This is a genomic window from Zoogloea sp., assembly GCF_028689785.1.
Taxonomy (GTDB): Bacteria; Pseudomonadota; Gammaproteobacteria; order Burkholderiales; family Rhodocyclaceae; genus Zoogloea.
The window spans coordinates 64,885-90,617 of the sequence record NZ_JAQVCN010000004.1; the positions used below are offsets into that span (position 1 = coordinate 64,885).

The 25,733-nt window shown below is 67.1% G+C and carries 25 protein-coding genes; 16 read left to right on the forward strand and 9 right to left on the reverse strand.

What is annotated here, in order from left to right:
• Nucleotides 1-15: 15 nt before the first annotated feature.
• From PHI64_RS03445 to PHI64_RS03460, 4 genes are read left to right on the forward strand one after another with little or no spacing between them, the layout of a single operon-like run.
• Complete coding sequence (locus PHI64_RS03445; RefSeq protein ID WP_296566668.1) at nt 16-324, forward strand: DUF883 family protein; 309 nt, start codon at nt 16-18, stop codon at nt 322-324.
• Nucleotides 325-339: 15 nt separating this feature from the next.
• A complete protein-coding gene (locus PHI64_RS03450) occupies nt 340-723 on the forward strand; it encodes a phage holin family protein (protein ID WP_299878621.1) in 384 nt (127 codons plus the stop codon).
• Entirely contained in the window at nt 720-1,004 is a 285-nt protein-coding gene (locus PHI64_RS03455; protein WP_299878624.1) for a YqjK-like family protein, read from the forward strand. Before PHI64_RS03450 ends, PHI64_RS03455 begins: the two co-directional genes overlap by 4 nt.
• 16 nt (nt 1,005-1,020) lie before the next feature.
• Complete coding sequence (locus tag PHI64_RS03460; RefSeq protein WP_299878627.1) at nt 1,021-1,578, forward strand: hypoxanthine-guanine phosphoribosyltransferase; 558 nt, start codon at nt 1,021-1,023, stop codon at nt 1,576-1,578.
• A gap of 48 nt (nt 1,579-1,626) precedes the next feature.
• Here PHI64_RS03460 and PHI64_RS03465 read toward each other — a convergent pair whose 3' ends face one another.
• Both PHI64_RS03465 and PHI64_RS03470 read right to left on the reverse strand, forming a co-directional pair.
• Nucleotides 1,627-1,944, reverse strand: a complete 318-nt coding sequence (locus tag PHI64_RS03465) for a c-type cytochrome (RefSeq protein WP_299878630.1) — start codon at nt 1,942-1,944, stop codon at nt 1,627-1,629.
• 65 nt (nt 1,945-2,009) lie between these two features.
• Nucleotides 2,010-3,731: a nitrite reductase gene (locus PHI64_RS03470; protein ID WP_299878633.1), complete on the reverse strand. Its 1,722-nt coding sequence runs from the start codon at nt 3,729-3,731 to the stop codon at nt 2,010-2,012.
• A 160-nt stretch (nt 3,732-3,891) separates the two neighbouring features.
• Here PHI64_RS03470 and cobA point away from each other — a divergent pair, with 160 nt between their 5' ends.
• The 4 genes from cobA to PHI64_RS03490 all read left to right on the forward strand — a co-directional run bounded on the left by cobA (nt 3,892) and on the right by PHI64_RS03490 (nt 12,036).
• Complete coding sequence (gene cobA / locus PHI64_RS03475) at nt 3,892-4,788, forward strand: uroporphyrinogen-III C-methyltransferase (RefSeq protein ID WP_299878636.1); 897 nt, start codon at nt 3,892-3,894, stop codon at nt 4,786-4,788.
• Between the two features lie 282 nt (nt 4,789-5,070).
• Nucleotides 5,071-8,451 carry a DUF2126 domain-containing protein gene (locus PHI64_RS03480; RefSeq protein WP_299878639.1) on the forward strand — a complete coding sequence of 1,127 codons (3,381 nt, stop codon included), beginning with the start codon at nt 5,071-5,073 and terminating at the stop codon, nt 8,449-8,451.
• Between the two features lie 119 nt (nt 8,452-8,570).
• Nucleotides 8,571-11,096: a circularly permuted type 2 ATP-grasp protein gene (locus PHI64_RS03485; RefSeq protein WP_299878644.1), complete on the forward strand. Its 2,526-nt coding sequence runs from the start codon at nt 8,571-8,573 to the stop codon at nt 11,094-11,096.
• Between the two features lie 13 nt (nt 11,097-11,109).
• Nucleotides 11,110-12,036, forward strand: a complete 927-nt coding sequence (locus tag PHI64_RS03490; protein WP_299878646.1) for a transglutaminase family protein — start codon at nt 11,110-11,112, stop codon at nt 12,034-12,036.
• A 12-nt stretch (nt 12,037-12,048) separates the two neighbouring features.
• Here PHI64_RS03490 and PHI64_RS03495 read toward each other — a convergent pair whose 3' ends face one another.
• Nucleotides 12,049-13,242, reverse strand: a complete 1,194-nt coding sequence (locus tag PHI64_RS03495; protein WP_299878649.1) for a hypothetical protein — start codon at nt 13,240-13,242, stop codon at nt 12,049-12,051.
• Nucleotides 13,239-15,641, reverse strand: a complete 2,403-nt coding sequence (locus tag PHI64_RS03500) for a hypothetical protein (RefSeq protein ID WP_299878652.1) — start codon at nt 15,639-15,641, stop codon at nt 13,239-13,241. Before PHI64_RS03500 ends, PHI64_RS03495 begins: the two co-directional genes overlap by 4 nt.
• 204 nt (nt 15,642-15,845) lie before the next feature.
• Between PHI64_RS03500 and PHI64_RS03505 the strand changes: the two genes are divergently transcribed.
• The 8 genes from PHI64_RS03505 (at nt 15,846) to ruvB (ending at nt 21,797) form a co-directional block, all read left to right on the forward strand.
• On the forward strand, nt 15,846-16,814 hold the full coding sequence (locus tag PHI64_RS03505) for a prenyltransferase (RefSeq protein ID WP_299878906.1): 969 nt from the start codon (nt 15,846-15,848) through the stop codon (nt 16,812-16,814).
• Complete coding sequence (locus PHI64_RS03510) at nt 16,811-17,497, forward strand: HAD family phosphatase (protein ID WP_299878655.1); 687 nt, start codon at nt 16,811-16,813, stop codon at nt 17,495-17,497. Before PHI64_RS03505 ends, PHI64_RS03510 begins: the two co-directional genes overlap by 4 nt.
• The gene (locus tag PHI64_RS03515; RefSeq protein ID WP_299878658.1) at nt 17,497-17,811 is read left to right on the forward strand and encodes a hypothetical protein; all 315 of its coding nucleotides are present in this window, start codon (nt 17,497-17,499) and stop codon (nt 17,809-17,811) included. Before PHI64_RS03510 ends, PHI64_RS03515 begins: the two co-directional genes overlap by 1 nt.
• Nucleotides 17,808-18,419: a glutathione S-transferase family protein gene (locus PHI64_RS03520; RefSeq protein ID WP_299878661.1), complete on the forward strand. Its 612-nt coding sequence runs from the start codon at nt 17,808-17,810 to the stop codon at nt 18,417-18,419. Before PHI64_RS03515 ends, PHI64_RS03520 begins: the two co-directional genes overlap by 4 nt.
• 26 nt (nt 18,420-18,445) lie before the next feature.
• Complete coding sequence (gene ruvA / locus PHI64_RS03525; protein ID WP_299878664.1) at nt 18,446-19,036, forward strand: Holliday junction branch migration protein RuvA; 591 nt, start codon at nt 18,446-18,448, stop codon at nt 19,034-19,036.
• A gap of 12 nt (nt 19,037-19,048) precedes the next feature.
• Entirely contained in the window at nt 19,049-19,540 is a 492-nt protein-coding gene (locus tag PHI64_RS03530; RefSeq protein WP_299878667.1) for a DUF4442 domain-containing protein, read from the forward strand.
• An 86-nt stretch (nt 19,541-19,626) separates the two neighbouring features.
• The gene (locus tag PHI64_RS03535; protein WP_299878670.1) at nt 19,627-20,727 is read left to right on the forward strand and encodes an AI-2E family transporter; all 1,101 of its coding nucleotides are present in this window, start codon (nt 19,627-19,629) and stop codon (nt 20,725-20,727) included.
• A complete protein-coding gene (ruvB, locus tag PHI64_RS03540; protein ID WP_299878673.1) occupies nt 20,724-21,797 on the forward strand; it encodes a Holliday junction branch migration DNA helicase RuvB in 1,074 nt (357 codons plus the stop codon). The genes PHI64_RS03535 and ruvB overlap by 4 nt, the downstream gene beginning before the upstream one ends.
• A 6-nt stretch (nt 21,798-21,803) precedes the next feature.
• Here the strand turns inward: ruvB and PHI64_RS03545 are convergent, their stop codons facing one another.
• The 5 genes from PHI64_RS03545 to PHI64_RS03565 all read right to left on the reverse strand — a co-directional run bounded on the left by PHI64_RS03545 (nt 21,804) and on the right by PHI64_RS03565 (nt 25,720).
• Nucleotides 21,804-22,316, reverse strand: a complete 513-nt coding sequence (locus PHI64_RS03545) for a hypothetical protein (RefSeq protein WP_299878676.1) — start codon at nt 22,314-22,316, stop codon at nt 21,804-21,806.
• A 124-nt stretch (nt 22,317-22,440) separates the two neighbouring features.
• Nucleotides 22,441-23,625 (reverse strand): class I SAM-dependent methyltransferase, encoded by a 1,185-nt coding sequence (locus PHI64_RS03550; RefSeq protein WP_299878681.1) that lies wholly within the window; start codon nt 23,623-23,625, stop codon nt 22,441-22,443.
• Between the two features lie 160 nt (nt 23,626-23,785).
• The gene (locus PHI64_RS03555; RefSeq protein WP_299878684.1) at nt 23,786-24,436 is read right to left on the reverse strand and encodes a DUF484 family protein; all 651 of its coding nucleotides are present in this window, start codon (nt 24,434-24,436) and stop codon (nt 23,786-23,788) included.
• A 34-nt stretch (nt 24,437-24,470) separates the two neighbouring features.
• On the reverse strand, nt 24,471-25,310 hold the full coding sequence (dapF, locus tag PHI64_RS03560; protein WP_299878687.1) for a diaminopimelate epimerase: 840 nt from the start codon (nt 25,308-25,310) through the stop codon (nt 24,471-24,473).
• Nucleotides 25,307-25,720 (reverse strand): CoA-binding protein, encoded by a 414-nt coding sequence (locus PHI64_RS03565; RefSeq protein ID WP_299878690.1) that lies wholly within the window; start codon nt 25,718-25,720, stop codon nt 25,307-25,309. Before PHI64_RS03565 ends, dapF begins: the two co-directional genes overlap by 4 nt.
• Nucleotides 25,721-25,733 lie beyond the last annotated feature (13 nt).

Genomic DNA, 25,733 nt, shown 5'->3' on the forward strand with positions numbered 1-25,733 from the left:
CACCTGGAGCACACCATGAGCGAAGCACAAGTCACCAAGGAAAAACTGGTTTCCGATTTCAAGGCCGTCGTGGCCGACACCGAAGAGCTGCTCAAGCTCACCGCCGGCCAGGCCGGGGATAAAGTGGCCGACGTACGTGGCCGTCTGTCCGAAAAGCTGACCTCCGCCAAGTACAAGCTGCAGGATCTGGAGGCCGCCGTGGTTCAGAAAACCAAGGCTGCAGCCCGCGCCACCGATGACTACGTCCATGACAACCCGTGGAAGGCCGTCGGTGTGGCTGCTGGCGTGGGCTTCCTGCTCGGCCTGCTGGTCAACCGCCGCTAAGCGGCCGCTCGTCCGATGAGCGATTCCGCGCCCACGCGCCTCGGTGAGTCCCTCAAGGGGCTTGCCGATTCGGGTCTGGCCACGCTCCAGACCCGGCTCGAACTCTTCTCCATCGAACTCAAGGAAGAGAAGCTGCGTGCCAGCGGCTTCCTGTTCGATACAGTGCTTGCCGCCCTGTTCATCGGTTTCGGCATGGTCTTTCTAATGGCCTTCCTTACCGTGCTGTTCTGGGACAGCCACCGCCTGCTGGCCCTGGGCCTGGCCACTACCGGCCTGTTCATCGCCGGCGTGTGGGCTGCCACCCGTGCAGCCGCTCGGATGCGCTCCGGCTCGCGCCTGTTTTCCTCCAGCCTGGCCGAGATCGCCCAGGACCGGGAAGCCCTGCGTCCCCGGGAATGAAGCCCGAACTCGTCGAACTGGCCCTGCGCAAGCAGCGCCTGCAGGCCCGCAGCGCAGAACAGCGCGACGCCCTGATTCACCATGCCCAGGCCTTCACACCCGCGCTGCGCGGCGTCGACCGGGTCGTGAACGGCGTGCTGTGGGCCCGCGACAACGCCCCCCTTCTGTCTGGCCTGGCCATCTTTATGGTGGTCGCCCGTCCGCGGGCCGCCCTGCGCTGGGCGCGCCGCGGCTGGCTGGGCTGGCAGCTGCTACGCCGTGCCCGCAACCTGATTCCGTGAACTTCACCGTACTGCCATGACCGTCGATCTGGAAGAAATCCGCCGTGCCCGTGAGGAAGCGGATTGCCTGTGCACCCCCGCTGAGGTGGATGCCGCCCTCTACCAGCTCGCCGCCGACATCACGGTGCGCCTGCAGGACAAGAACCCCCTGGTCTACGTGGTGATGAACGGGGGCCTGATCCTGGCCGGGCGCCTGCTGCCACGCCTGCCCTTTCCCCTTGAACTGGCCTACCTCCACGCAACCCGCTACGGCCATGCCCTGCAGGGCACGCTTCTGGACTGGCGCGTCCGCCCCACCCAAGACCTGCGTGACCGCCATGTGCTGGTGCTCGACGACATCCTCGACGAAGGCCACACCCTCGCAGCGATCGTCGACTACCTGAAGCAGGAGGGCGCCCGCGAGGTGCACTCGGCGGTGCTGGTACACAAGATGCACGATCGCAAAGCCTACCCGGGCATGCGTGCAGACTTTACCGGGCTGGAGGTGGCCGACCGTTTCCTCTTCGGCGGTGGCATGGACTACAAGGGCTACTGGCGCAACGCACCGGGCATCTACGCGCTGAAGGGCCACTGAAATGCAAAGGGCCCCACTGGGCCCGTTTGCATTTCAGACCTGAAGCACTCAGCTCTTCAGGATCCAGCCCACCACCTCCTTCAGATCGGCATCGCCGATCTTCTCGGCCGGGTTGGGCGGCATGGGGATCTGCCCCCAGTTGCCTGCCCCGCCCTTGCGCACCTTGTCGCTCAGCTTGGCCACGGCGTCACCCTGGCCCTTGTACTTGGCCGCGATGTCCTTGAAGGACGGCCCTACCAGTTTCTTGTCCATGGTGTGACAGGCCATGCAGCCGGCCTTCTGGGCTGCCGCAGCCGGATCGGCCGCCAGAGCGGAAGCGCTGCTCAGGGTGGCCAGCAGCGCGGCACAGGTCAGTGCAATCTTCATCGGTCTCTCCTTGTGTAAGGGCGTCAGCACCCCGCCCGGGCAGGCGGGGCGTACCAGACGCGGGATCAATAGACGTCGTGCTGGGTGTTATAGACGTTGAAGTGGCCAGTCGGGGTGATCAGGCGCGGATCCTTGATGACGGCCTTGAGCTTCAGGGTCTTGTCATCCACCACCACAATTGCCGACTCCTTGTTCTTGGCGCTCCATACCGAGAACCAGACTTCGTCGCCCGCCTTGTTGTATTCCGGCTGCACCACGCGCTTGGCACCGTCGTCCTTCAGGCCGGCCCATTCACCGATCGGGAGGGTCTGGTAGCCGGCAGCCAGGTTCTTCACGTCATACACCACGACCGACTGGGAGATCTTCGGGTCCGGGTTCAACGGGGCGTCGGAATACAGGTGGGTGGACTTCGGGTGGCTCTTGATGAACAGTGCGCCGCCACCAGGGCCCTTGATGGATTCGACCATCTTCCAGGCATACTGCTTGTGCTTGACCGGGTCGGTACCGATCAGGGCAATGGTATCGTCACCCAGGTGGCCGGTGGACCACACCGGACCATACTTCGGATGGTTGAAGTTGGCGCCGCGGCCCGGGTGCGGGATCTTGCCCACGTCGATGAGGCCGGCCAGCGTGCCATCCTTCAGGTCGATGGCGCCGATCTTGTTGGACTGGTTGGCCGCGATCATGAAGTAGCGCTTGGAGCTGTCAAGGCCGCCGTCATGCAGGAACTTGGCAACCGGGATCTCCTTGGTGGTGATCTCGTTGATGTTGCTGTAGTTCACCATCAGGGTCTTGCCGGTTTCCTTCACGTTCACCACGAACTCGGGCTTGTAGTGCGAGGCCACGATGGAGGCGACGCGCGGCTCGGGGTGGAACTCCTGCTCGCCGACGGTCATACCACGGGTGGCCATGATCTTGAGCGGCTCAAGGGTGTCACCGTTCATGATCACGTACTGGGGCGGCCAGTAGGAACCGGCAATGGCCAGCTTGTCTTCGTAGCCCTTGAACTTGGAGGTCTCGACAGAGCGGGCCTCCAGGCCGACACGGATTTCGGCGACGTTGTCGGGCTTGGCCATCCACAGGTCGATCATGTTGATCTTGGCATCGCGACCGATCACGAACAGGTAGCGGCCGGAAGCGGAGACGCGGGAGATATGCACCGCGTAGCCGGTCTTGACCACGTTGATGATCTTCTTGGTGTCGCCGTCGATCAGCGCGATCTCGCCCGTATCGCGCAGGGTGGTGGAGAAGATGTTCTCGATGTTGTAGCTGTTCATCTTCTTCTTCGGCCGTTGCTCGGGCGGCACGATGACCTTCCAGGTCGCCTTCATGTCCTTCAGGCCGTACTCGGGCGGCTGCGGCGGCGTCTGCTGGATGTAGCGGGCCATCAGGTCGACTTCATCATCGGTCAGCTCGCCGGAGGTGCCCCAGTTGGGCATGCCGGCAGGCGAGCCGTATTTGATGAAGACCTTCAGATAGTCGGTGCCGGCTGCCAGGGTCTTGTCGGTGGTCAGGGGCTTGCCGGTGGCGCCCTTGCGGAGCACACCGTGACACCCGGCACAGCGCTCAAAGTAGATCTGGCGTGCCTTGTCGAACTCCGCCTTGCTCATGGGCGGGGCCTTGGGGTTGATGTCCTGATACATATCCACGTTGGCCAGGGGTGAGCCGCCCGCCTGGTACTGGACTTCCGCCGCAGTGACGTTCTTCTTTCCGTCCTCGGCGAAGGCTTGCGACAGAGCCAGGGGCAGCAGTGCCACGGCAATCGCTCCGGTCTTCCACAGTTTCATCTTCCATCTCCCTTGAATGAAGCCAACACATACCCAAGCGGCCTTTCCCGCTCCGGGCGAAGAGTGCGCTTCGTAGGCATGTCCCCACCTTGACTGGGGTCAAGTACGAAAAAACAGGCTCACTGATAGATTTCGGTCGTCATGATCCCGGGAGTTCCCCATGTCCCCCCCCCTCGTTGCCCGTGTCGCCCTGCCCGCAGCCGCCAGCCTGCGTGCCCTCATCGACCCGCTGCTAAGCAGCCACCGGGGGGCCAGCACCAGCCCCATCCGACATACCCCCCCCGCCCCCCGCTGCGGGTGTGTCGCTCTGGTGGGAGCTGGCCCGGGCGATCCCGAGCTGTTGACCCTGCGCGCAGCCCGCCTGATTGGCGCAGCCGACGTGCTGGTGGTGGATCACCTGGTGGGAGACGGCGTGCTGGATCTGGCTCGGCCTGGCACTGAACGAATCTATGTGGGCAAGGAATCCGGCCATCACACCCTGCCCCAGGAGCAGATCAACCAGCTGCTGGTACGCCTGGCCCGGGAGGGCCGGCGAGTAGTGCGCCTGAAGGGGGGCGACCCCTACATCTTCGGCCGCGGTGGCGAGGAGGTGGAAGAGCTGGTGGCCGCCGGCGTGCCCTTTGAGGTGGTTCCGGGCATCACCTCGGCCTGCGGCGCGGCGGCCTACGCAGGCATTCCCCTGACCCACCGGGATCATGCCCAGTCAGTGGTGTTCGCCACCGGCCACCGCCGGGAGGGGGAATCGGCCCTCGATTGGGTGGCCCTGGCCCGCCCCCATCAAACGGCGGTGATCTACATGGGCGTCGGCCAGCTGGCCTCCCACTGTGCCGCGCTGATCGCCCACGGTCGGGGCGCCGGCACACCGGCCGCACTGGTGGAAAACGCCACCACGCCCCGCCAGCGGGTGCTCACCGGCACGCTAGAGAACCTGCCTGGGCGTGCAGTGGCGGCGGGCATCCGCCCCCCGGCGCTGCTGATCGTCGGTGAGGTGGTGAGCCTGGCCGGAACCCTGGACTGGTTCACCACAACCCCAGCAACACTGGCAGAGGCCAGGTAAACAGGGCTGGGGTCGGCCCGCTTGGCAGGAACGTCAGTCCAAGACTCCGCCTGCCCCAGAAATTGCACCATTGAAGTGCATGGCGAGGTGTCCACAGTGGTGCATGACATCCGCGCGAAACGTCCTGCAGGGCGCCGGATGCCCCATAACGGCGGCCAAACCCCCCTGCAGGCTGGAGAAACGCAAAACGGGTGCAATACGGGAGGGGTAAACCGGGTGGCGTGAAGCTTGCTAGAGGTCCAGGCAAGCCTGAAACCCGCAGCCCCAAGAACGGAGTATCCCGTGACCATTCACGTTGCCCTCAATCACCTGACCTCCTACAAGTACGACCGCCCGGTGAACCTCGGCCCGCAGGTCGTGCGCCTGCGCCCGGCGCCCCACAGCCGCACGCGCATCCTGTCCTACTCCCTCCGGGTGCTGCCCAAGCCGCACTTCATCAACTGGCAGCAGGACCCCCAGGCCAACTACCTGGCGCGCCTGGTCTTCCCGGAGAAGGTGACCGAGTTCAGCGTGGAGGTCGATCTGGTGGCCGAGATGTCGGTCATCAATCCTTTTGACTTCTTCCTGGAGCCCGAGGCCGAGAACTTCCCCTTCGAGTACGCTGGTGCCCTGAGCCATGAGCTGGCCCCCTACCGCTTGAAAGAAGAGGTCACCCCCGAATTCCAGAAGTACCTGGACACCATCCCCCGCGACAAGCTGCGCATGGTGGACTTCCTGGTCAAGATCAACGCCGACCTGCAGCAGCACATCGGCTACGTGATCCGCATGGAGCCCGGCGTGCAGACGCCCGAGGAAACGCTGGCCAAGCGCACCGGCTCGTGCCGCGATTCGGCCTGGCTGCTGGTCCAGCTGCTGCGCCACCTGGGCCTGGCGGCGCGCTTCGTGTCGGGCTACCTGATCCAGCTGAAGGCCGATGTGAAATCCCTCGATGGCCCCTCCGGCACCGAGGTGGACTTCACCGACCTGCACGCGTGGACCGAGGTGTACCTGCCCGGCGCCGGCTGGGTCGGCCTCGATCCGACCTCCGGGCTGTTTGCCGGCGAGGGGCACATTCCGCTGGCCGCCTCGCCAGACCCGTCCTCCGCCGCTCCGGTGTCCGGCCTCATCGACGAGTGCGAGTGCGAGTTCGAACACCACATGAAGGTCACCCGGGTGAAGGAAGCACCCCGGGTCACCAAGCCCTACACCGAAGAGCAGTGGGCCGAGATCGAAGCCCTGGGCCACCTCATCGACACGGACATCGAAGCCAACGACATGCGCCTGACCATGGGTGGCGAGCCGACCTTCGTGTCCATCGACGATCCGGATGGCGCCGAGTGGAACACCGAGGCCATGGGCCCCACCAAGCGCGTCCGCGCCGAAGACCTTTATCACCGCCTGCGCGACAAGTACGCCCCCTTCGGCCTGGCCCATTTCGGCCAGGGCAAGTGGTACCCGGGCGAGCAGCTGCCACGCTGGTCCCTGACCTGCTTCTGGCGCAAGGACGGCCAGCCGGTGTGGATGAACCCCGACCTCATCGGCGACGCCAACACCCCCGGCGACGTCAAGGTGGACAAGGCCCACACCTTCCTGGCCGGTGTGGCTGCCCGCCTCGACGTGGACCAGCGCCGGGTATTCCCGGCTTACGAGGACGCCTTCTACTACCTGTGGCGCGAACGCCGTCTGCCGGGCAACGTAGACCCCTTCGATGCCCGTCTGGACGACCCCCTGGAGCGCGACCGCATCCGCCGCGTGTATGAGCACGGCCTGCCCAACCCGGTCGGCTACGTACTGCCGATCAGCCTCAACGCCTACACAGGCACCTGGCAGACCGGGCCGTGGTTCCTGCGTGACGAACGCTGCTACCTGATCCCCGGCGATTCCCCGGTGGGCTATCGCCTGCCGCTCGACTCCCAGCCCTGGGTGGCCAAAGGCGACTACCCCTACGTCAACCCCACCGACAGCCACCAGTCCTTCCCGCCCCTGCCCGACTACACAACCATCCGCCGTCAGCTGCCCGGTGGCCAGACGGCAGTGCTCAACGCTCTCAAGGATGACGAGGCCGGCTTTGGCTCCTCTGCCGCAGCCCGGGCCGCTGCCGCATTGAAGGCTGCCCGCGAGGCTGAAAAACTCAGCCCCACCGACCGCCAGCCCGAGATGTTCAAGTCGGCCGACTGGATCGTGCGCACCGCCATGTGCGCCGAACCGCGCAACGGCACCATGCACATCTTCATGCCCCCCCTGTCCAGTCTCGAGAAGTACCTCGAACTGGTCACCGCGATCGAGGCCACCGCCGAAGAGCTCGGCATGCCGGTGGTGCTGGAAGGCTACGAGCCCCCGTCCGATCCGCGCCTGCAGCACTTCCGCATCACCCCCGACCCCGGTGTGATCGAGGTGAACATCCACCCGGCCAGCAACTGGGAAGAGCTGGTGGACCGCACCACCCACCTCTACGAGTCGGCCCATTACTCGCGCCTGACCACCGAGAAGTTCATGGTCGATGGTCGTCACACCGGCACCGGTGGTGGCAACCACTTCGTGCTCGGCGGCGCCGTGCCCTCCGATTCGCCCTTCCTGCGACGCCCCGACCTGCTGCGCAGCCTGATCTCCTACTGGCACAACCACCCCAGCCTGTCCTACCTGTTCTCCGGCATGTTCGTCGGCCCGACCAGCCAGGCACCGCGCATCGACGAAGCCCGCAACGACTCGGTGTACGAAATCGAAACCGCCTTCCGCCAGTTCCCGAAGGTCGGCGAGAGCGTGCCGCCGTGGCTGATCGACCGCCTGCTGCGCAACCTGCTCATCGACGTCACCGGCAACACCCACCGTTCCGAGTTCTGCATCGACAAGCTCTACTCGCCGGACGGCCCCACCGGGCGCCTTGGCCTGCTGGAACTGCGCGCCTTCGAGATGCCCCCCCACGCACGCATGTCCCTGGCCCAGCAGCTCCTGCTGCGCGGCCTGCTGGCACGTTTCTGGGAAACCCCCTACACCCCCGAGCGCCTGGTGCGCTGGGGCACCGAACTGCACGACCGCTTCCTGCTGCCCCACTTCGTCGAGCAGGATTTCAACGACGTCATGGAAGACATGCAGGCCCACGGCCTGGCCTTCAAGCCGGAGTGGTTCGCCCCGCACATGGAGTTCCGCTTCCCGAAGATCGGCGAATTTGCCGTGCGCGGCATCGAGGTCGAGCTGCGCAGCGCCCTCGAACCCTGGCACGTGATGGGCGAGGAAGGGGCCATTGGCGGCACCGTGCGCTTTGTCGACTCCTCCGTCGAGCGTCTGCAGGTGCGGGCCACGGGTATGTCGGACGACCGCTTCCTCCTCGCCGTCAATGGCCGCACCATCCCTCTGCAGCCCACCGGCACGGTGGGCGAGCATGTGGCCGGGGTGCGCTACCGGGCCTGGCAGCCGCCGTCCTGCCTGCACCCGACCATTCCGCCCCATGCGCCCCTGGTCTTCGACCTGGTGGATACCTGGACCGGCCGCTCCCTCGGGGGCTGCCAGTACCACGTCTCCCACCCGGGCGGGCGCAGCTTCGAGACCTTCCCTGTCAACGCCTTCGAGGCCGAAAGCCGGCGCCTGGCGCGCTTCTTCCGCATGGGCCACACCCCGGGCGAACCCCAGGTGAAGGTCTCGCCGGTCGAACGGGAATTCCCCTTCACCCTCGATCTGCGGCGCTGAACAGCGCAGCGCCAACACGGCCTGCAGGCGGGAGGGCCAAGCCCTCCCGCCTGCCAAGCGCATGCGCCCTGCGCATTCCGCCATTTCCCGAATGCCGGCAAGAGTGTTAGTTTCTGCGGATGCCCAGCTCGATCCTTGCCCATTACCCCTACCGCCCCGACAGCTACGACGAGCTGTTCGGAGAAGACGGCGTACGCCCCCACTGGCAGGAATTCCTCGATCACATCGACGAAGTCAGTGCCGACACCCTGAAGGCCCGCTCTGCCCAGCTGTCCCGCGGCATCCAGCAGAACGGCGTCACCTACAACGTTTATGCCGACCCCCGCGGCACTGATCGCCCCTGGTCTCTCGACCTCCTGCCCCTGATCCTCCCGGCAGACGAATGGCGCGGCATCTCGGCCGCCATCAGCCAGCGCGTCCGCCTGCTCAACGCGCTGCTGGCCGACCTCTACGGCGCACAGACTACCCTGGCCGAGGGCCTGCTGCCCCCCGAGCTGGTCCATGGTCACAAAGGCTTCCTGTGGCCATGCAAGGGCATCCAGCCCATCGGCGACACCTACCTGCACCTCTACGCCGCCGATCTGGCCCGCTCGCCCGACGGCCAGTGGTGGGTCATCGCCGACCGCACCCAGTCGCCCTCCGGCGCCGGCTACGCCCTGGAGAACCGGCTGCTGGTGTCCCGGGCCTTCCCCGACCTGTTCCGTGACCTCCAGGTTCAAACCCTGGCCGGCTTCTTCCGCGGCCTGCAGCGCAGCCTGGGCAGCCAGGCTCCGTCGGACGGCGAGCCGCCCCTCACCGTGCTGCTCACTCCCGGCCCCTTCAACGAAACCTATTTCGAGCACGTCTACCTGGCCCGCTACCTGGGCTTCCCCCTGGTCGAGGGGCAAGATCTCACCGTGCGCAACGACACGGTCTATCTCAAGACCGTCTCCGGCCTGAAGCGGGTGCACGCCATCCTGCGCCGTCTCGACGACGACTTCTGCGACCCGGTGGAGCTGCGTGCCGACTCGGCCCTGGGCATCCCGGGCCTGCTCAGCGCCGTGCGCGCCGGCCGGGTACTGGTAGCCAATGCCCTGGGGAGCGGGCTGCTCGAATCCGCGGCCCTGCCCGGCTTCCTGCCCGGCATCTCGCGCCACCTGCTGGGCGAGGAGCTGGCCATGCCCTCCGTCGCCACCTGGTGGTGCGGCGAAGAGCCCGCCCGGGCCGAAGTGATCAAGAACATCAAGGATCTGGTCATCAAGCCCACCTTCCCCGGAGGCAGCAGCGAAGTCATCTTCGGCGACCAGCTCAACGACGAGCAGCTGGACGCTCTCACCCGCCGCATCGAGGCCGACCCTTCGGCCTTCGTCGCCCAGGAACTGGTCAAGCTGTCCCGCGCCCCGGCGTGGTCCGGCGGCCAGCGCCGCAAGCTGATGACCCGGGCCATGGGCCTGCGCGTGTATGCGGCGATCACCCCGGAAGGTTACAGCGTGCTGCCCGGCGGCCTGGCCCGGGTGGCCGGGGTGGACAACACCCGCATCCTGACCATGCAGAAGGGCGGCAGCAGCAAGGACACCTGGGTGCTCTCCGACGGCCCGGTATCCACCTTCAGCCTGCTCCAGAACACCATCCGGGTCGATGACCTGATCGACGAGACCGGCACCCTGTCGTCGCGCCTGGCCGAAAACCTGTTCTGGTTCGGGCGCTATGGCGAACGCTGCGACGCCGTGGCCCGCCTTGCCCGCCTGTCCCTGTCGCGCCTCTCCGAAGGGCGTCGCACCGAGCGGGCCGGCGCCCTGTCGATGATGCTGGAGCTGGCAGCCGGGGCCGGCCTGGTGGAGAAGAAAGTGTCCACCCTGCCCCTGGCCAAGGCCGAGCTGGATCTCTTTCGCGCAGTGCTCGACCGGCGCTCCGACAGCGGCCTGGCGGCCAACCTGCAGCGCCTTACCTGGTGTGCCACCCAGGCCCGGGAGCACCTCTCCCTCGACCACTGGCATGCCCTCAAGCGCCTCTCCGCCGAACTCGAAAGTGCCCGCGGGCGGGTCTCCGACGTCTCGGCCCTGCTTGAATTCCTTGACGAGGCCCTGACCACCTTCGTGTCCCTGTCCGGCTTCGCCATGGACAACATGACCCGCGACATGGGCTGGCGCCTGCACATCGTCGGGCGGCGCATCGAGCGTCTCGACAACCTCTCCGGCAGCCTGGCGCGCTTCCTGCGGCGCCACGTGGATATTGCCGGCCCGCTGCAGCGCGAGCTGGCCGTGGAGGCCCTGCTCGAACTGTGCGACTCCATCATCACCTACCGCACCCGCTACCGTGCCCAGCCCGAGCTGCTGCCCGCCATCCACATGCTCACCATGGACGGCGCCAACCCCCATGCCCTGGCCTTCCAGGTGCGCATGCTCACCAACTACCTGCGCAACTTCGAGGTGGATGGGGGCGACCTGGGCACCGATGAACTGGACGCCAGCTTCTCCGCCCTGCAGGACTTCCCGTGGGCCAACCTGGAGGCCGCCGGCCCCGAGAGTGAGCGGGCCGAGGCCACCCTCGAACTGGCCAAGCGCCTGGATGACCTGGCCCGGGCCGGACGCACCCTGTCCGACCGCCTGGCCATGCGCTTCTTCAGCCATGTGGGCGGTGCCGGTCAGGCCACCTTCGCAGCCTGAGGCCCTTTCCCCAATGACCCGCCGCGTTCCCTACACCATCATCCACGAAACCGAGTACGCCCCCTGCGGCGTGCCGGTTTCCCTGGCCCAGCACCTGCTGCACCTGATCCCCCGGGAGCTGCCCTGGCAGACCCGCGAATCCGGGGGCATCACCATCGAACCCGACCTGGCCCGGCTCAGCGAGGGCGAAGACGCCTTCGGCAACCCGGTGGCCTGGCTGTCCCTCGACACCCCCCACGACGGCCTGCTGGTACGCGCCGAGAGCCACGTCACGGTGATCGGCCGGCCGCTGCCCAAGGCCGAGGATTCACCCGAGTGGGAGAGCGTGCGCGACAGCCTGCGCTACCGCCCCGAACCCCGCGACGCCGACACCCTCGACGCCCTGCGCTATCTCTACGCCTCGCCCCGGGTACCCCGGGATACCCAGCTGGCCGAGTTTGCCCAGGCCGCCTTCAAGCCCGGCCTGCCCCTGCTGGTGGCCACCCGGGCCCTGATGGAGCTGATCTTCAAGACCTTCACCTTCGACGCCAAGGCCACCGAGGTGAGCACACCGGTGCACGAGGTGCTGAAGAAGAAACGCGGGGTATGCCAGGATTTCGCCCACCTGATGATCGCCGCCCTGCGCTCGGTGGGCGTGCCGGCGCGCTACATGTCGGGCTACCTGCTCACCGACCCGCCGCCGGGCAAGCCGCGCCTGATCGGCGCCGACGCCTCCCACGCCTGGGTCGCGGTGTGGTGCCCGGAGAACGGCTGGGTCGAATACGATCCGACCAACGGCATCCAGCCCGACGTGCGTCACGTCACCCTGGGCTGGGGCCGCGACTTTCAGGATGTATCGCCCCTGCGCGGGGTGATCCTCGGCGGCCTGGCCCAGGTGCCTGAAGTCCGCGTCACGGTGATTCCCGACGGAGAGAAGGCCGTTCCCCGGCCGGCGGCCTGAGCATCGCAGCCGTCACGGCGGAGCGACACCGGTCAGCATCGCCTCTGCCCGCTGGAAGGCCCCGGGCACCCAGCGCGCCGGTTCCACCAGGGGTGTGCGGCCCACCGGAAAGCGAAACTCCGCCGTCGGTCGCAGGGCTGCCTCGTCCGCCTGCTCCAGCCGGCTTACCCGGCCGCGCAACAGCGAGCCGGTGGCCAAGGTGAAATCCAGCCGCAGCGGATCCAACGCCCCGGGCGGCAGGGCGTAGTTGCCCTGGTGCCGGCCCGGCAGCCCCAGGGTAAAGATGCCGAAACCCACCGTAAGGTTGTTGCGCGTCATGATACGGGTATCGTCAGGCAGCCTGTCACCCCACACCCGGGCAAACAGGGCCGGCCGCCAGCCCTCGCTGATCAGGGTGTTATGGGCCATGAGCAGGCGGTTCTCCGGCCAGCGGCCACCTTCTGCGCCATAAGCCAGCAGGGTGGGGTTGGCGCTGTCGGCCCCCTGCCCGATCACATTGCCCACCACCACCGCCACGCCTCCCTCGGGAAACTCCAGCTCATAGGACGCCCGCCCGGCCTGCCCATCCACCAGCAGGTTGTAGCGGATGTCGTTATGGCGGGCGCGACTTTTCAACAGATGGCCCTGATAGCCGCCATGGAAGCGGCTGCCTTCCACCGACAGACGCCCGATACGGCCCACATAGAGCAGATGGTGCAGGGACCGGGAGTCCTGGGGCGCATCCCGGAACACGCTGTCCGCCACTGTGAGCTCGGCATCGGCAAAGTTCGCAGTGAGAATACCGTGCTCGTTGTCCTCGAAAAGGCAGTCTCGCACCTCCAGGCGGCCACGCTCGAAGCGGATGCCAGCGCCGTTGTGGTCGGCCGCGCGGGCACCGCGGAAGGCGATGTTGCTGACCTTGAAATGCCCGTCGGAAAACACCCAGATGGCCTTGCCCTCCGCCACCGCGCCCCCTGCGTCGAGCACCGGGCGCACGCCCGCACCGCGGATCTCCAGAGATTTCTGTGGCCACACGGTCACGTCGCCGGTATAGGTGCCGGGCTGGATCAGCACGGTGTCGCCATCCCGGGCCAGGCGGGCGGCGTCGGCAATGCGGCGCACGCTTTCCAGCGGCCCGACGGCAATCACCGCCGCCTGCCCGGACCCGGCCAGCATGGCCAGGCCAACCAGACCGGCGCAGCCCCAGCGCAGCAGACCCGGCCTCATCGCTGGGGCTGGGGCTGGGGCTGGGGCAGGCGCAGGCTCAGGCCCAGCCACAGCACGATCACGATCATCAGGGTGATGCGCGGCATGTCCAGCAGGCTATCCACCAGACCCACCGTGGTCACGCCAGCCAGGGAAGCCAGCAGCACCGGCGCCAAGGGATGCTGCCGGGTGGGCATCCGCAGCAGATGCACCGTGGCCACCAGCAAGGCCAGCACCAGGCTCACCAGGCCGAACAGGCCCTGCTCCACATACACATGCACGAAAACGTTCTTGGCGTGCCAGGGCAAGTGGTCCCGGTCGGAAGTAAAGAACCAGTAATCCACCCCACCCTCAAAATCGCCGTTGCGCAGCAAGGGGCGCAGTTGACCATCGAAGGCCTGCACATCGTCGATATCCACCTGACCGTGGCCATCCACCTGGATCGCCAGGCTGGCCGGCCGCGGCGGCCAGCCGGCTCGGGTGAAGGCCTCGCCCCCGTCCCGCTCCTTCAGCTCAAAGTCCTGCCAGCCGGCCCCCCCCTTGAGACTCACGGCACTGCCAGTGCAGTCCTCCGGGTAGAGCAGTTGCTTGCGACACAGGCTCAGGCTCACGGTCATGTCCACGTCGCTGCGGGCTCTCAGCCGGAAATGGAAGGGCGCCGCCAGACTACCCGAGACACGCTGGGTCAGGCGCAGGACTTCGCCATAGCCCAGGGTGTGGCGCTCGCCACCGATGCGCATGTAACGCTCGCCAACACCGCCCTGCAGGGCCAGGAAGCCGGGCACGCCCGGGTCGGGCACGTTCCAGAAGTAGCTGTCCGGGTAGCGCCCCAGGCCCAGGCCGAAGAGCACCGCCCCCGGCCCCTGCACCATGCCGGCGCTCTGGGAAAAATGGGTGGTGCGGTAATGCAGGTCTTCCCCGGTGTTGGCGAGGCGGCTGCCCATGTAGTAGCTGCCCAGGGTGGCGATGGCCATGCCGCCCACCGCCAGCACTCCCCCCACCACATGCAGGCTGTGCAGTTGCGGCACCCACAAGGGACGCGGGCTGGCCGACTGCACGACCAGCACCACCAGCACCAAGCCAGCGGCCAGCAGAGCCTCGGGCAGGTGCACACTTTCACCCCAGTGGGCGCACACCAGCACCACATTCACCGCCGTCCACACCAGCAGGGTGGTGACCAGAGCAGGAGCCGGCGGTACGCGGTGCAGGAAGCCCTTGACCAGCAGCAGCCCGGCCAGCCCGGCGGACAGGGTATAGATCAGATAAGGCCCCTTGGGTATCCACCACGCCGCCAGCAGGCTCAAGCCCGCCAGCACCAGCCCGGCCAGCACACCGGTGATCAGAGAACCGGCCCGGGCGGCATGCACGCTGCCGCCCCCCATATAGGTCAACATGACCAAACCGCCATAGGCCCCCATACCCCGATAACCACCGGCCTGAAAACTCAGCAGGCAGCCGGCCAGGGCACCACCGGCCAGCAGGGCGAGGCCCCCGATCCGGCCACGACGCCCCACCCCGCTTGAGTGGCCAGCATCGGGCTGGAGCATCGCCACCAACCCGATCAGCACGGCCGACGCGAACACCGCCGCATAGACGATGCGTGAAAAGGTGGTGAACAAGGCATAACTGCCGACGGCGATCACCACCAGCCCGGCCGCCCGGGCCAGGTTGCTGCGAGCCAGGCGCAGGTACAGCAAGCTGAAAGGAAAGCTCAGGCACAGCCAGGCATCCAGCGCAGCCCCACCCACATGCATCTCCCAGAAGAGGGCCGTGCTGCGGTAGTCGGAGGCGAAATTGGCCAAGCCGGGAAAGCTCATGCGCTCCCACAGGGCGGCCACGGCGCAGGTGGCGAAGCCGAAGGTGAAGCCGGTAACGATATGCCCGAGAGCGACCTCACCATCCCGCCGGATGGCCAGATGGATGAAGGGAATCAGGGCGAAGGCCAGCACGAAGCCCTTACCGATCCGCAGGGCGTTGAGGGTGGAGCCGTAACCCACCAGGGCCGCGGCATCGAATGCCGGCAGGGGGCTAAGGCCCCGGGCCCCGGACACCACCACACTGAGGGCAAGCAGGCCGAAGACACTGAGCGCCCCCAGGTTGAGCTTGACCGGCGCCCGCCCGGCCAGTGTCACGGGGGACGGGGCCAGGCATTCCCGCAGACCGAGGGCCGCCAGGGTGACGAGCACCAGGGCGTCGCTCTCATTCACATGAATATGGCCGCTCCAGGGGGCCAGGTCCACCACGGGCCACAGGATGGGCAGAAGCATCAGGCTGCTGGCGGGCCGAGCCAGTATCAGCGCCCCACAGGCGGTGAGCAACGCTGCGGCGATCCAGCGATCGAGGGGATAGAGCAGGAACCAGCCCGCCAGCCCAGCCAGCGCCAGCAGGGCCACCACGCCCCCGTAAAGGCGCGGACCCATGGCCGGAGGCAGCGGACGGGGGGCAGAATGAGCAGCAGAAGCCACAATGGTGAGCGCGGAAGGGGACAGGCGCCGATGCTAACCGATTGCGCCGAGCCTTGTCGCGGGCCGCCCGGCGGCTGCCGCAACGACTTTGTGTCACGGCAACTTGACCCCGGGGCCGTCGCGCCGCAGCATTGCGTGTCACCGTCGCCCTCCCTGCCGATGCCCCCGTCCCTCCACCCCACCGAACCCGCGCCCGGCCTGCGTGCCAGACCGCTGCTCGCCGTGCTGCTGGCCACCCGCCCGGCCTTTCTCGGAGTCACCCTGTTCGCCTGCCTGATCGGGCTGGCCACCGCCCACGGCAGTGGCGTTCTGCTCGACATCCCGAAGGCGGCGCTGACCGTACTCTTCGCCCTGGTCGCCCACGCCGGCATCAACGTACTCAACGACTACTACGACGCCCGCAGCGGCGCCGACGCGGCCAACACCGAGCGCCTCTTCCCCTTTACCGGGGGCAGCCGCTTCATCCAGAACGGGGTGCTCAGCGAGGCCGAGACCAGCCGCCTCGGCTACGCCCTGCTGGGCCTGGTGGTACCGGCCGGCCTGTGGCTCACGCTGCAGTCGGCGCCGGGCCTGCTGCTTATCGGCCTGGCCGGGCTGTTCCTGGGCTGGGCCTACACCGCGCCGCCCCTGGCGCTGGTGAGCCGCGGCCTGGGCGAGGCCGCCGTGGCGGCGGGCTGGCTGATCGTGGTGGCGGGGGCCGATTTCGTCCAGCGCGGTGCCTTTTCGAGCACGCCCCTGGTGGCCGGCCTGTCCTACGCCCTGCTGGTGGCGGCCATCCTGTTCATCAACGAGTTCCCCGACCGGCGCGGCGATGAAGCCGCCGGCAAGCGTACCCTGGTGGTTCGCCTGGGGCCCGACAACGCCAAGTGGGCGCTCCTCGGCCTGGTGCTGGTAGCCTACGCCTGGTTGGTACTGATGGTCGGACGCGACCGCCTGCCCCAGGGGGCCGGCGCTGCAGCCATGACTCTGGTGTTCTCCTTCCGCGCCGCCCGCAGCCTGATGGCCCACGCCCACGAACCCGCCGAACTGGCCCCGGCCCTCAAGCTCACCATTCTCGCCGCCAACCTGCACGGCCTGCTGCTGGCGGCCACCCTGGCCTTCGGCCGCTGGCCCGGAACCACCCCATGAAGCTGCATCTGCCCTTTACCGCCCACGACGTACACGCCGTCATCTTCGACATGGACGGCCTGCTGCTGGACAGCGAACGGGTGGCCCTGGCCACCGTCGCCGACGCCGCCGCCGAGCTGGGTGTGCCCTGGCGCTACGAGGTGGGCCTGGCCCTGGTCGGCCTCAACTCCAAGGACGGCCCGGCGGTGATCCGCCAGCACCTGGGCGAGGACTACCCCACCACCGAACTCTACGAGACCTTCGGCCGCCTTTACGAGCTGGCCATCAACGAGGGCCGCATCCCCCTCAAGCCGGGCGTCCATGCCCTCTTCGACGTGCTCGATGCCCTGCCCCTGGGTCGCGTCGTCGCCACCTCCACCCGCCGTTCCCGGGCCGAACCCAAGCTCGCCGCGGTGGGCCTGCTGCCCCGGGTGCATGGCATGGTGTGCGGTGACGAGGTGGCCCGTGGCAAGCCCGCGCCGGACATCTTCCTGGCTGCAGCTGAACGCCTGGGTGTGGCCGTGGGCAACTGCCTGGTGCTGGAAGACTCCAATGCCGGCGTGCGCGGTGCCCTGGCTGCCGGTGCCCGAGTGGTGATGGTGCCCGACCTTCTGCAACCTGCTGACGACCTGCGCCAGGCCGGCGTGCCCGTGGCGGCCAGCCTGCAGGACATCGCCGGCTTCCTGGCCACGAGGGTCGCCTGATGCGCGCCGTCCTGCTCCTCGCCCTGTTGCTGCAGGCCACCGGCACCCTCGCTCAAGCCACCGGCTCCACCGCCTTCTGCCTGTTTCCCGTGCCGGCCGATGGCGGGGTACAGCGCTGGATCAACCTGGGCATCGTCCAGTACGTCGAAGCCCGCAACGATGATGTCCGTATCTATTACGGCGGCGGCAACCTGGGGAGCGGCCACGAGGCCCGCATCCCGGTGAAAAGTCGCGAGGAGGCCGACGCCGTCCTCTCCCGGCTGCGCCGCAGCGCCGCCCTGTGTGCTCAACCTGTCCCCGGAGGCTCACCATGAAACTGATCGGCATGCTGGATTCCCCCTTCGTGCGTCGCACTTTCATCACCGCCAGGATGCTCGGCATTCCTTTCGAGCACGAGTCTCTGTCGGTGTTTCGCAACTTCGATGCGTTTCACGCCATCAACCCCCTCGTCAAGGCGCCCACCCTGGTCATGGACGACGGCGAGGTAATGGTGGACAGCTCCCAGATCATCGCCTGGCTGGAGCACAGCGCCGCCCCCGGGCACAGCCTGTGGCCCACCGACAGCGCCCAGTACCGGCGCTGCCTGCAGATCACCAGCCTGGGCCTGGCTGCCGCCGAGAAGAGCGTGCATCGGGTCTACGAGACCAAGGTGCGCCCGCGGGAATTCCGTGACCCGGACTGGCTACGCCGGGTTGAAGGGCAGATCGCCGACACCTACGCCGTACTCGAAGAGCACGTGGGCGACGGCGACTGGCTGTGTGGCGAGCGCCCCACCCAGGCCGACATCACGGTGGCAGTGGCCTGGCGGTTCACCCACTATTCCGCCCCCGGCCTGGTGGCCGACAGTGACTACCCGGGCATCGCCGCCCTCGCGGCCAACGCCGAGGCCCTGCCAGCCTTCACCGCCGCCGACTACTCCTAACCCACGCACTTGCCCTGAAAGCACTCATGATCGGACGCATCACCGGCCGCCTGGCCGAGAAGAACCCGCCCCAGATTCTCGTGGACGTGAATGGCGTCGGCTACGAACTGGAGGTGCCCATGAGCACCTTCTACGGCCTGCCCGCCACCGGCCAGGCCGTGTCCCTGGCCACTCATCTGGCCGTGAGGGAGGACGGGCACTTCCTGTACGGCTTCGCCACCGAGGACGAACGCACCGCCTTCCGCCAGCTCCTCAAGGTGGCGGGCATCGGCGCCCGCACCGCCCTGGCGGTGCTCTCCGGCCTGTCGGTGGCCGACCTGGCCCAGGCCATCACCCTGCAGGAGAGCGGGCGGCTGGTGAAGATCCCCGGCATCGGCAAGAAAACCGCCGAGCGCCTGCTGCTGGAGCTGCGCGACAAGCTCGCCAAGGCCCTGCCTGCAGTGGCCGGCAACGTCAGCACCAACCTTCCCGGCAACGACCGGAGCGACATCATGAACGCCCTGCTGGCCCTGGGTTACAACGAGAAGGAAGCCTTGGGCGCCACCAAGGCCCTGCCCGAGGGCGTCAGCGTCTCGGATGGTATCCGCCAGGCCCTCAAGGGCCTGTCCAAGGCCTGAACCAACGCTGCCATGAGCCAGAAACTCAAACAAGGCTTCATGCGCAATGTCATGCTGAGGGCCGGCAGCCTGCGCCTGCTCATGAACCTGTGGCCGCCCTTCATCGGCGCCGGCATCCACGTGGAGCACATCGCCCCGGGCTACACCGAAGCCCGGGTGCGCATGCGCATGGGCCTGCTCAACCGCAACTACATGGGCACCCACTTCGGCGGCTCCCTGTATGCCATGACCGACCCCTTCTTCGCCCTGCTGATCATGCACCAGCTGGGGCGCCGCTACGTGGTGTGGGACAAGGCCTCGGCCATCGACTACAAGCTGCCCGGACGGGGCACCGTGCACGCCACCTTCCGCATCACGCCCGCGCAGGTCGAAGCCATCCGCCAGGCCACCGCCGGCGGCGACAAGCACGAGCCGGTCTTTTCGGTGGACGTGCTGAACCGCCAGGGCGAGGTGGTGGCAACGGTGGACAAGACAATCTATGTGCGGCTGAAGCCGGTTAGCTGAACGTCATTCCGGCCCATGGCGGCAGTCATGCTGCGAAGCGGAAGAATCAGGGATAATCCCTGCATTCCGTTCCGGACCTCGCCCCCATGACACCCCGACGCATCGCCCAGCTGGCCATCACTGCCGTGCTGCTCCTCGGCTGCGCCTTCGTGCTCAGCCCTTTCTTCGCAGCCATCCTGTTTGCCGGTACGGTGTGCATCACCACCTGGCCCCTCTACCAGTCCTTGCTACGCCGATTGGGCGGACGGGACGGGCTGGCGGCCATCACCATGACCCTGCTCCTCACCGCGGTGCTGCTGGTGCCCATGATCGGCCTCACCGCGTCCCTGACCGAGTCGGCGGTGGATCTGGTGGATTATGTCCGCAGCCTCATCGAACAATCCGATGGCCGCCCCCCCGCCTGGCTCAAGGACATTCCGTTAGTGGGCGGCGACGTGGATGCCTATGTCCGCAAACTCACCCACAGCCAGGCCGAGATGCGCAAGCTGGCCCTGCAAGCGGTGGAGCCGGCGCGCAAGTTCGCCCTCGGCCTCGGCGGCATGGTCGGCCAGGGACTGCTACAGATATCCCTGGTCCTGTTCATCGTGTTCTTCCTCTTCCGGGACGGTGCGCGCATTCAGGCTCAGCTGGAGAGTGGCGCAGCACGCCTGGGCGGCGAGCTGTGGGGCGAGCTGCTGGAGTTGGCCGGCAACACCGTCAAGGCAGTGATGATCGGCATCGTCGGCACCGCCGCTGCCCAGGCCCTGGTAGCCCTGGTGGGCTTCCTGCTTGCCGGCGTGCCCGGCGCACTGTTGATGGCCGCGGGGGTGTTCTTCCTCTCCCTGGTGCCAGTGGGCCCACCGCTGATCTGGGGTGGCGCGGCTTTCTGGCTGTATCAGCAGGGCGATAATGGCTGGGCCATCTTCATGGTGCTATGGGGCGTACTGGCCATCAGCTCGGTGGACAACTTCCTCAAGCCCATCCTGATCAGCCGCACGGCCAGCCTGCCCATTCTGCTGATCGCCCTGGGCGCCTTTGGTGGCGTGCTGGCCTTCGGCTTCATCGGCATCTTCCTCGGCCCTACCTTCCTGGCCCTGGGCCAGGCCCTGTTCACCAGCTGGACGGCCAGCCGCCAGCGTGAAGCGGAAGCCGGCACCAACACTCCGCGCAACGCCGACAGCGATCCGGCCCAAGAGGGACAGGCATGATCCACACCGACGACATCAAGGGCGGCAGCCCTGACCCTTCCGCCCGCCTGATCACCGGCCAGCGCGCCAGCAACCAGGAAGAAGCCCTGGAGCGCGCCCTGCGCCCCAAGCGTCTGGCCGATTACGTGGGTCAGCAGAAAATCCGCGACCAGCTGAGCATCTTCATTGAGGCGGCACGCAAGCGTGGCGAAGCCCTCGACCACGTGCTGCTGTTCGGCCCGCCGGGCCTGGGCAAGACCACCCTGGCCCACATCGTGGCCGCCGAGATGGGGGTCAACCTGCGCCAGACCTCCGGCCCGGTGCTGGAACGGGCCGGCGACCTGGCGGCCCTGCTCACCAACCTGGAGCCCCACGACGTCCTCTTCATCGACGAGATTCACCGCCTCAGCCCGGTGGTGGAGGAGATCCTCTACCCCGCGCTAGAGGATTTTCAGATCGACATCATGATTGGCGAAGGCCCCGCTGCCCGCTCGGTCAAGCTCGACTTGCCGCCCTTCACCCTGGTGGGCGCCACCACCCGCGCCGGCATGCTCACCAACCCCCTGCGCGACCGCTTCGGCATCGTCTCGCGGCTGGAGTTCTACACCGCCCAGGAGCTCGCCTACATCGTCAGCCGCTCGTCGCGCTTGCTCGAAGTAGAGATCGACGACACGGGTGCCTTCGAGATCGCCCGCCGCGCCCGAGGTACTCCACGCATCGCCAACCGCCTGCTGCGCCGGGTGCGCGACTACGCCGAAGTGCGCGCCGACGGCCGCATCACCGCCGAAGTGGCGGATGCCGCCCTGACCATGCTGGACGTGGATCACCTGGGTCTGGACCTGATGGACCGCAAGCTGCTGGGTGCCATGCTGGAGAAATTCGGCGGCGGTCCGGTGGGCCTGGACAACCTGGCCGCCGCCATCGGCGAATCCTCCGACACCATCGAAGACGTGCTGGAACCCTACCTCATCCAGCAGGGCTACCTGCAACGCACACCCCGGGGACGCATGGCCACGGCGTCGATCTGGCAGCACTTCGGGCTGAAGGCGCCCGGGCAGGCCGGGCAGTTGTGGGACGAGGGCGCGGGCTGACGCGCCTCAGGGCTGGCCTTGCGGGACGCTGGCGATCAGGCGAACCCGGTCTGCCGTGCTGAGGAAATCGGCCAGGTTTTCCTGGTCGAAGGGCTCCAGACACAGGTTGGCGGCCTTGGCGGTGATGGTCAGGCCACCTTTCTGATCACGGGCGATCCAGCCCAGCTGGATCAGGTGGCTGACCTTTCGGCGCACGGTCTCCCGCGGGATACCGGTGGAGGAGCTGATCGAGAAGGCGTTGCAGGGGCGCAAGGGCAGCTTGCCGAAATCATCGTCGCTGCAGCGGATGGCGGCCAGGGCCTGATCGTCCAGCCCGAGCCCGCCCACGTTGTAGAGGCCCACCTCGCCAAGCACGATGGGCAGCAGCAGGTCACCTTCGAAAGCCGCATACAGGCGGACCATATACCGCAGGTTGTAGCGGGAAAGCAGCAGGGCAGCGATACGTTGCTGGCATCGTGCCTGGGCCCCAGGGTCTTCGTTGGCCATCGGGGCCAAATCGTGGGGCTGCGGGGTGTTCATCTGTATCTCCGTGGCATGATCGGAACAGCTGAAAGTAACAACTTTTAACTGTTCATAAGCCCCTTGAGGATACACACCTCAGCCCGGTTTGACGCCTGGACGACTACCCGCTTTGAGCAGTGGCTCAAACCTGGCAGGCCAGCCCCTTCAGGTATTCCCCTTCGGGCACGGCCAGGCCGATGGGGTGATCCGGGGCGGCGGATAGACGATGGATGATCCGCGCCTCCACGCCCACGTCGGCAGCGGCGCTGGCGACGATCTTCTGGAACAGCTCCTGCCCGATTCCGCCCGAGCAGGAATAGGTCATCAGGATGCCGCCGGGGTTGAGCAGACGAAAGCCCAGCAGGTTGATGTCCTTGTAGGCACGGGCGGCCCGTTCGGCATGGGCGGCCGACGGTGCGAACTTGGGCGGATCGAGGACGATCAGGTCGAACTTGCGCCCCTCAGCCTTGAAGCCCCGCAGGGCCTGGAACACGTCATCTTCACGCCACTCGGCGCGGCTCGCATCGAGCTGGGGGTTGTGGGCCACATTGCGTGCAGCAGTGACCAGGGCCGGGCCGGAGGAATCAATCGACAATACGCTCTTCGCGCCACCGGCCAGGGCCTGCAGGGAGAAGCCGCCGGTATAGCAGAAACAGTTGAGCACATCGCGACCGGCGGCCAGCTGGCCGGTGAGCAGGCGGTTGTCGCGTTGGTCCAGGTAGAAGCCGGTCTTGTGGCCGCTGACCACGTCCACCTCCATGCGCACCCCGTTCTCGACGATGGTCAGCAGCTCGGGCAGCTCGCCGTGGGCCAGGCCGGTGACCGGGCCGAGGCCTTCGAGCTTGCGCACGTCCGAATCGGAACGCTCATACACCGTGCTGCAGCCGGTGGCCTGGACCAGCCCGGCGACGATGGCGTCGCGCCATTTGTCGGCCCCGGCGCTGGTCAGCTGGACCACCACCACCGGACCGAAGCGGTCCGCGATGACCCCGGGCAGACCGTCGGACTCCCCGTGAATCAGGCGCACGCCATCCTGCCCGGCCAGCCAGGGATGCGCCGCCCGCCGCGCCACCGACGCCGCCACCGCACGCTTGATGAAGGCATGGTCGATGGACTGCTCGGGGTCGAAGGTCCACACCCGCGCCCGGATCTGCGACTCCGGCGACCACGCCGCCCGCGCCAGCGGCTTGCCGCGGGAATCCATCACCAGCACCGTATCCCCCGGCCGCGCCCGGCCCTCCAGCCGGCCCACCGAACCCGCAAAGATCCAGGGATGCCGCCGCACCACGGTACGGTCACTGCCAGGTTTGAGAATCAGATCAGCCATGGGAAATCACCAAACTTCTAGAATAAGGAAGCACCACGCGTTCGAGGTGCGCAGAAAGCGTAGCGAGCAGGTCGAGGTTGTGCCGAGAAGCGCAGCCGTACTGGAGTACGGCGAGCATCGCAGGCGCAAGATCGGCCTGCGCAGTAGCTTTATGCGCGCCTCACCCGAGTTGGCGGCGAAGGATGTGGGAAACCATATCGCCGATGCGCGTCACGTAGAGCGTGCCCATCTCGGGATAGAAGCGCTCCGGGTCTTCGCTGCCCATGGCCAGCAGGCCGAAGGCCTGTTCGTCCCGGCGCAGGGGCACCAGGGCCACCGAGCGGATCTGCCGGCCGGCCGGGCCGAACCAGTTGCTGATCTCCTTGATGGCCGGCGCGCCGCAATAGGGTTGGACCAAATCGCCGGTAAAGAAGCGCACCTCTTCGCCCACCGGCAAGAACTCGGGCCCGCTGCGCGACAGCACGCTGTTCCACACCCGGAAGGCCACGTGGGGCACGGCGAAGTCTTCCTTGAGGTGCACATACACCGCGGTACGGATCGACTCGAAGTCCTCGGCTTCGAGCAGGCTCAGGCTGAGGCGATGCACCTTCTCGCCGATGGCGTCGTTCTCCTCGCCGAAGGACAGCAGTTCGGCGAACTTGTCTTCGAGCTGGGCGATGCGGTCGCGCAGGGCGATGAGCTGGCGCTCGGTGAGGGAGATGGCCTGCCCGTTGTGCGGATGGGTCACCGTCAGGTCGGTCAGCAGGGTCGAGTTCCGGTCGAAGAAGTCGGGGTTTTCCTGCAGGAACTGGATGACGTCGGAAGGATTCATGGGGTGGGGCCGGAGCAGGTGAAGCGAGAGGAGTTCAGGGGAGGGTCAGGGTGCCGCTGAACACGGTGACCGCCGGGCCGGTCATCATCACCGGAGTACCGACGCCGTTCCAGGCAATGCTGAGTTCGCCGCCGCGGGTTTCCACGGTGACCGGAGACACCACCAGCTCGCGCAGGATGCCCGCCACCACTGCGGCACAGGCGCCAGTGCCACAAGCCAGGGTTTCACCGGCTCCCCGCTCGAAGACGCGCAGCCGCACGCGGTGATCGTCGACGATCTGCAGAAAGCCGGCATTGACCCGGGCAGGGAAGCGCGGGTGGTGCTCGATGAGCGGGCCCTGCTCGGCCACCGGGGCGGTGTCCACATCGGCCACCACCTGCACGGCATGGGGGTTGCCCATGCTTACGGCAGTGATCGCCACAACCGTGCCGGCCACATCGAGAGGCTGCACCCAGGCGTCGGAATCGCTGACGAAGGGCACATCGGCGGGGTTCAGCACCGGCACGCCCATGTCCACGGTCACCTTGCCGTCGGCTTCCAGGCGCGGGGTGATGATGCCCTTCTTGGTCTCGACACGGATCTCGCGCTTGTCGGTGAGGCCCTGGTCGAAAACGAAACGGGCGAAGCAGCGGGCGCCATTGCCGCACTGCTCCACCTCCCCCCCGTCGGCATTGAAGATGCGGTAACGAAAATCCACCCCTGGCGCCTGGGCTGGCTCGACCACCAGCAGCTGGTCGCAGCCCACCCCGAAATTGCGGTCGGCCAGGTAGCGCACCTGGGCTTCGGTGAGCTGGATGTCCTGACGCACGGCGTCGATCATCACAAAATCGTTACCGAGGCCATGCATCTTGGTAAAGGCGATTGTTTTGCTCATACAACGAGCTCCATGTAGTCACGCCACACGCAACGGTCCATCACCACGGTAATGCCAGCGGCCTGGGCGCGGGCGGCAGCGGCTTCGTTGATCACCCCGTCCTGCAGCCACAGACGCTTCACGCCCAGGGCGATGCACTCATCGACGACCGGGTCGATCTGGTCACCGGCGCGAAATACATCCACCATATCCACGGCGAAGGGAATCTCGGAGAGGTTCGCCCAGGCTTTTTCGCCGAGAATTTCGGCAACAGCCGGGCGAACCGGTACGATGCGATAGCCGAAGCCCTGCATCGCGCGGGAAACCCGGTAACTCGGGCGCTCCGGACGCGGCGACAGGCCGACGACGGCAATGGTCTTGACCTCCTGCAGCAGGCTGCGGATCTGGTCGGGTGAGGGATTGGCAAACATGGCGGGATTCTAC

Coding starts and splice junctions, on each gene's coding strand:
- PHI64_RS03445 (WP_296566668.1), top strand. CDS start 16: ATGAGCGAAGCACAAGTCACCAAGGAAAAACTGGTTTCCGATTTCAAG.
- PHI64_RS03450 (WP_299878621.1), top strand. CDS start 340: ATGAGCGATTCCGCGCCCACGCGCCTCGGTGAGTCCCTCAAGGGGCTT.
- PHI64_RS03455 (WP_299878624.1), top strand. CDS start 720: ATGAAGCCCGAACTCGTCGAACTGGCCCTGCGCAAGCAGCGCCTGCAG.
- PHI64_RS03460 (WP_299878627.1), top strand. CDS start 1,021: ATGACCGTCGATCTGGAAGAAATCCGCCGTGCCCGTGAGGAAGCGGAT.
- PHI64_RS03465 (WP_299878630.1), bottom strand. CDS start 1,944: ATGAAGATTGCACTGACCTGTGCCGCGCTGCTGGCCACCCTGAGCAGC.
- PHI64_RS03470 (WP_299878633.1), bottom strand. CDS start 3,731: ATGAAACTGTGGAAGACCGGAGCGATTGCCGTGGCACTGCTGCCCCTG.
- cobA (WP_299878636.1), top strand. CDS start 3,892: ATGTCCCCCCCCCTCGTTGCCCGTGTCGCCCTGCCCGCAGCCGCCAGC.
- PHI64_RS03485 (WP_299878644.1), top strand. CDS start 8,571: ATGCCCAGCTCGATCCTTGCCCATTACCCCTACCGCCCCGACAGCTAC.
- PHI64_RS03490 (WP_299878646.1), top strand. CDS start 11,110: ATGACCCGCCGCGTTCCCTACACCATCATCCACGAAACCGAGTACGCC.
- PHI64_RS03495 (WP_299878649.1), bottom strand. CDS start 13,242: ATGAGGCCGGGTCTGCTGCGCTGGGGCTGCGCCGGTCTGGTTGGCCTG.
- PHI64_RS03500 (WP_299878652.1), bottom strand. CDS start 15,641: ATGGGTCCGCGCCTTTACGGGGGCGTGGTGGCCCTGCTGGCGCTGGCT.
- PHI64_RS03505 (WP_299878906.1), top strand. CDS start 15,846: ATGCCCCCGTCCCTCCACCCCACCGAACCCGCGCCCGGCCTGCGTGCC.
- PHI64_RS03510 (WP_299878655.1), top strand. CDS start 16,811: ATGAAGCTGCATCTGCCCTTTACCGCCCACGACGTACACGCCGTCATC.
- PHI64_RS03515 (WP_299878658.1), top strand. CDS start 17,497: ATGCGCGCCGTCCTGCTCCTCGCCCTGTTGCTGCAGGCCACCGGCACC.
- PHI64_RS03520 (WP_299878661.1), top strand. CDS start 17,808: ATGAAACTGATCGGCATGCTGGATTCCCCCTTCGTGCGTCGCACTTTC.
- ruvA (WP_299878664.1), top strand. CDS start 18,446: ATGATCGGACGCATCACCGGCCGCCTGGCCGAGAAGAACCCGCCCCAG.
- PHI64_RS03530 (WP_299878667.1), top strand. CDS start 19,049: ATGAGCCAGAAACTCAAACAAGGCTTCATGCGCAATGTCATGCTGAGG.
- PHI64_RS03535 (WP_299878670.1), top strand. CDS start 19,627: ATGACACCCCGACGCATCGCCCAGCTGGCCATCACTGCCGTGCTGCTC.
- ruvB (WP_299878673.1), top strand. CDS start 20,724: ATGATCCACACCGACGACATCAAGGGCGGCAGCCCTGACCCTTCCGCC.
- PHI64_RS03545 (WP_299878676.1), bottom strand. CDS start 22,316: ATGAACACCCCGCAGCCCCACGATTTGGCCCCGATGGCCAACGAAGAC.
- PHI64_RS03550 (WP_299878681.1), bottom strand. CDS start 23,625: ATGGCTGATCTGATTCTCAAACCTGGCAGTGACCGTACCGTGGTGCGG.
- PHI64_RS03555 (WP_299878684.1), bottom strand. CDS start 24,436: ATGAATCCTTCCGACGTCATCCAGTTCCTGCAGGAAAACCCCGACTTC.
- dapF (WP_299878687.1), bottom strand. CDS start 25,310: ATGAGCAAAACAATCGCCTTTACCAAGATGCATGGCCTCGGTAACGAT.
- PHI64_RS03565 (WP_299878690.1), bottom strand. CDS start 25,720: ATGTTTGCCAATCCCTCACCCGACCAGATCCGCAGCCTGCTGCAGGAG.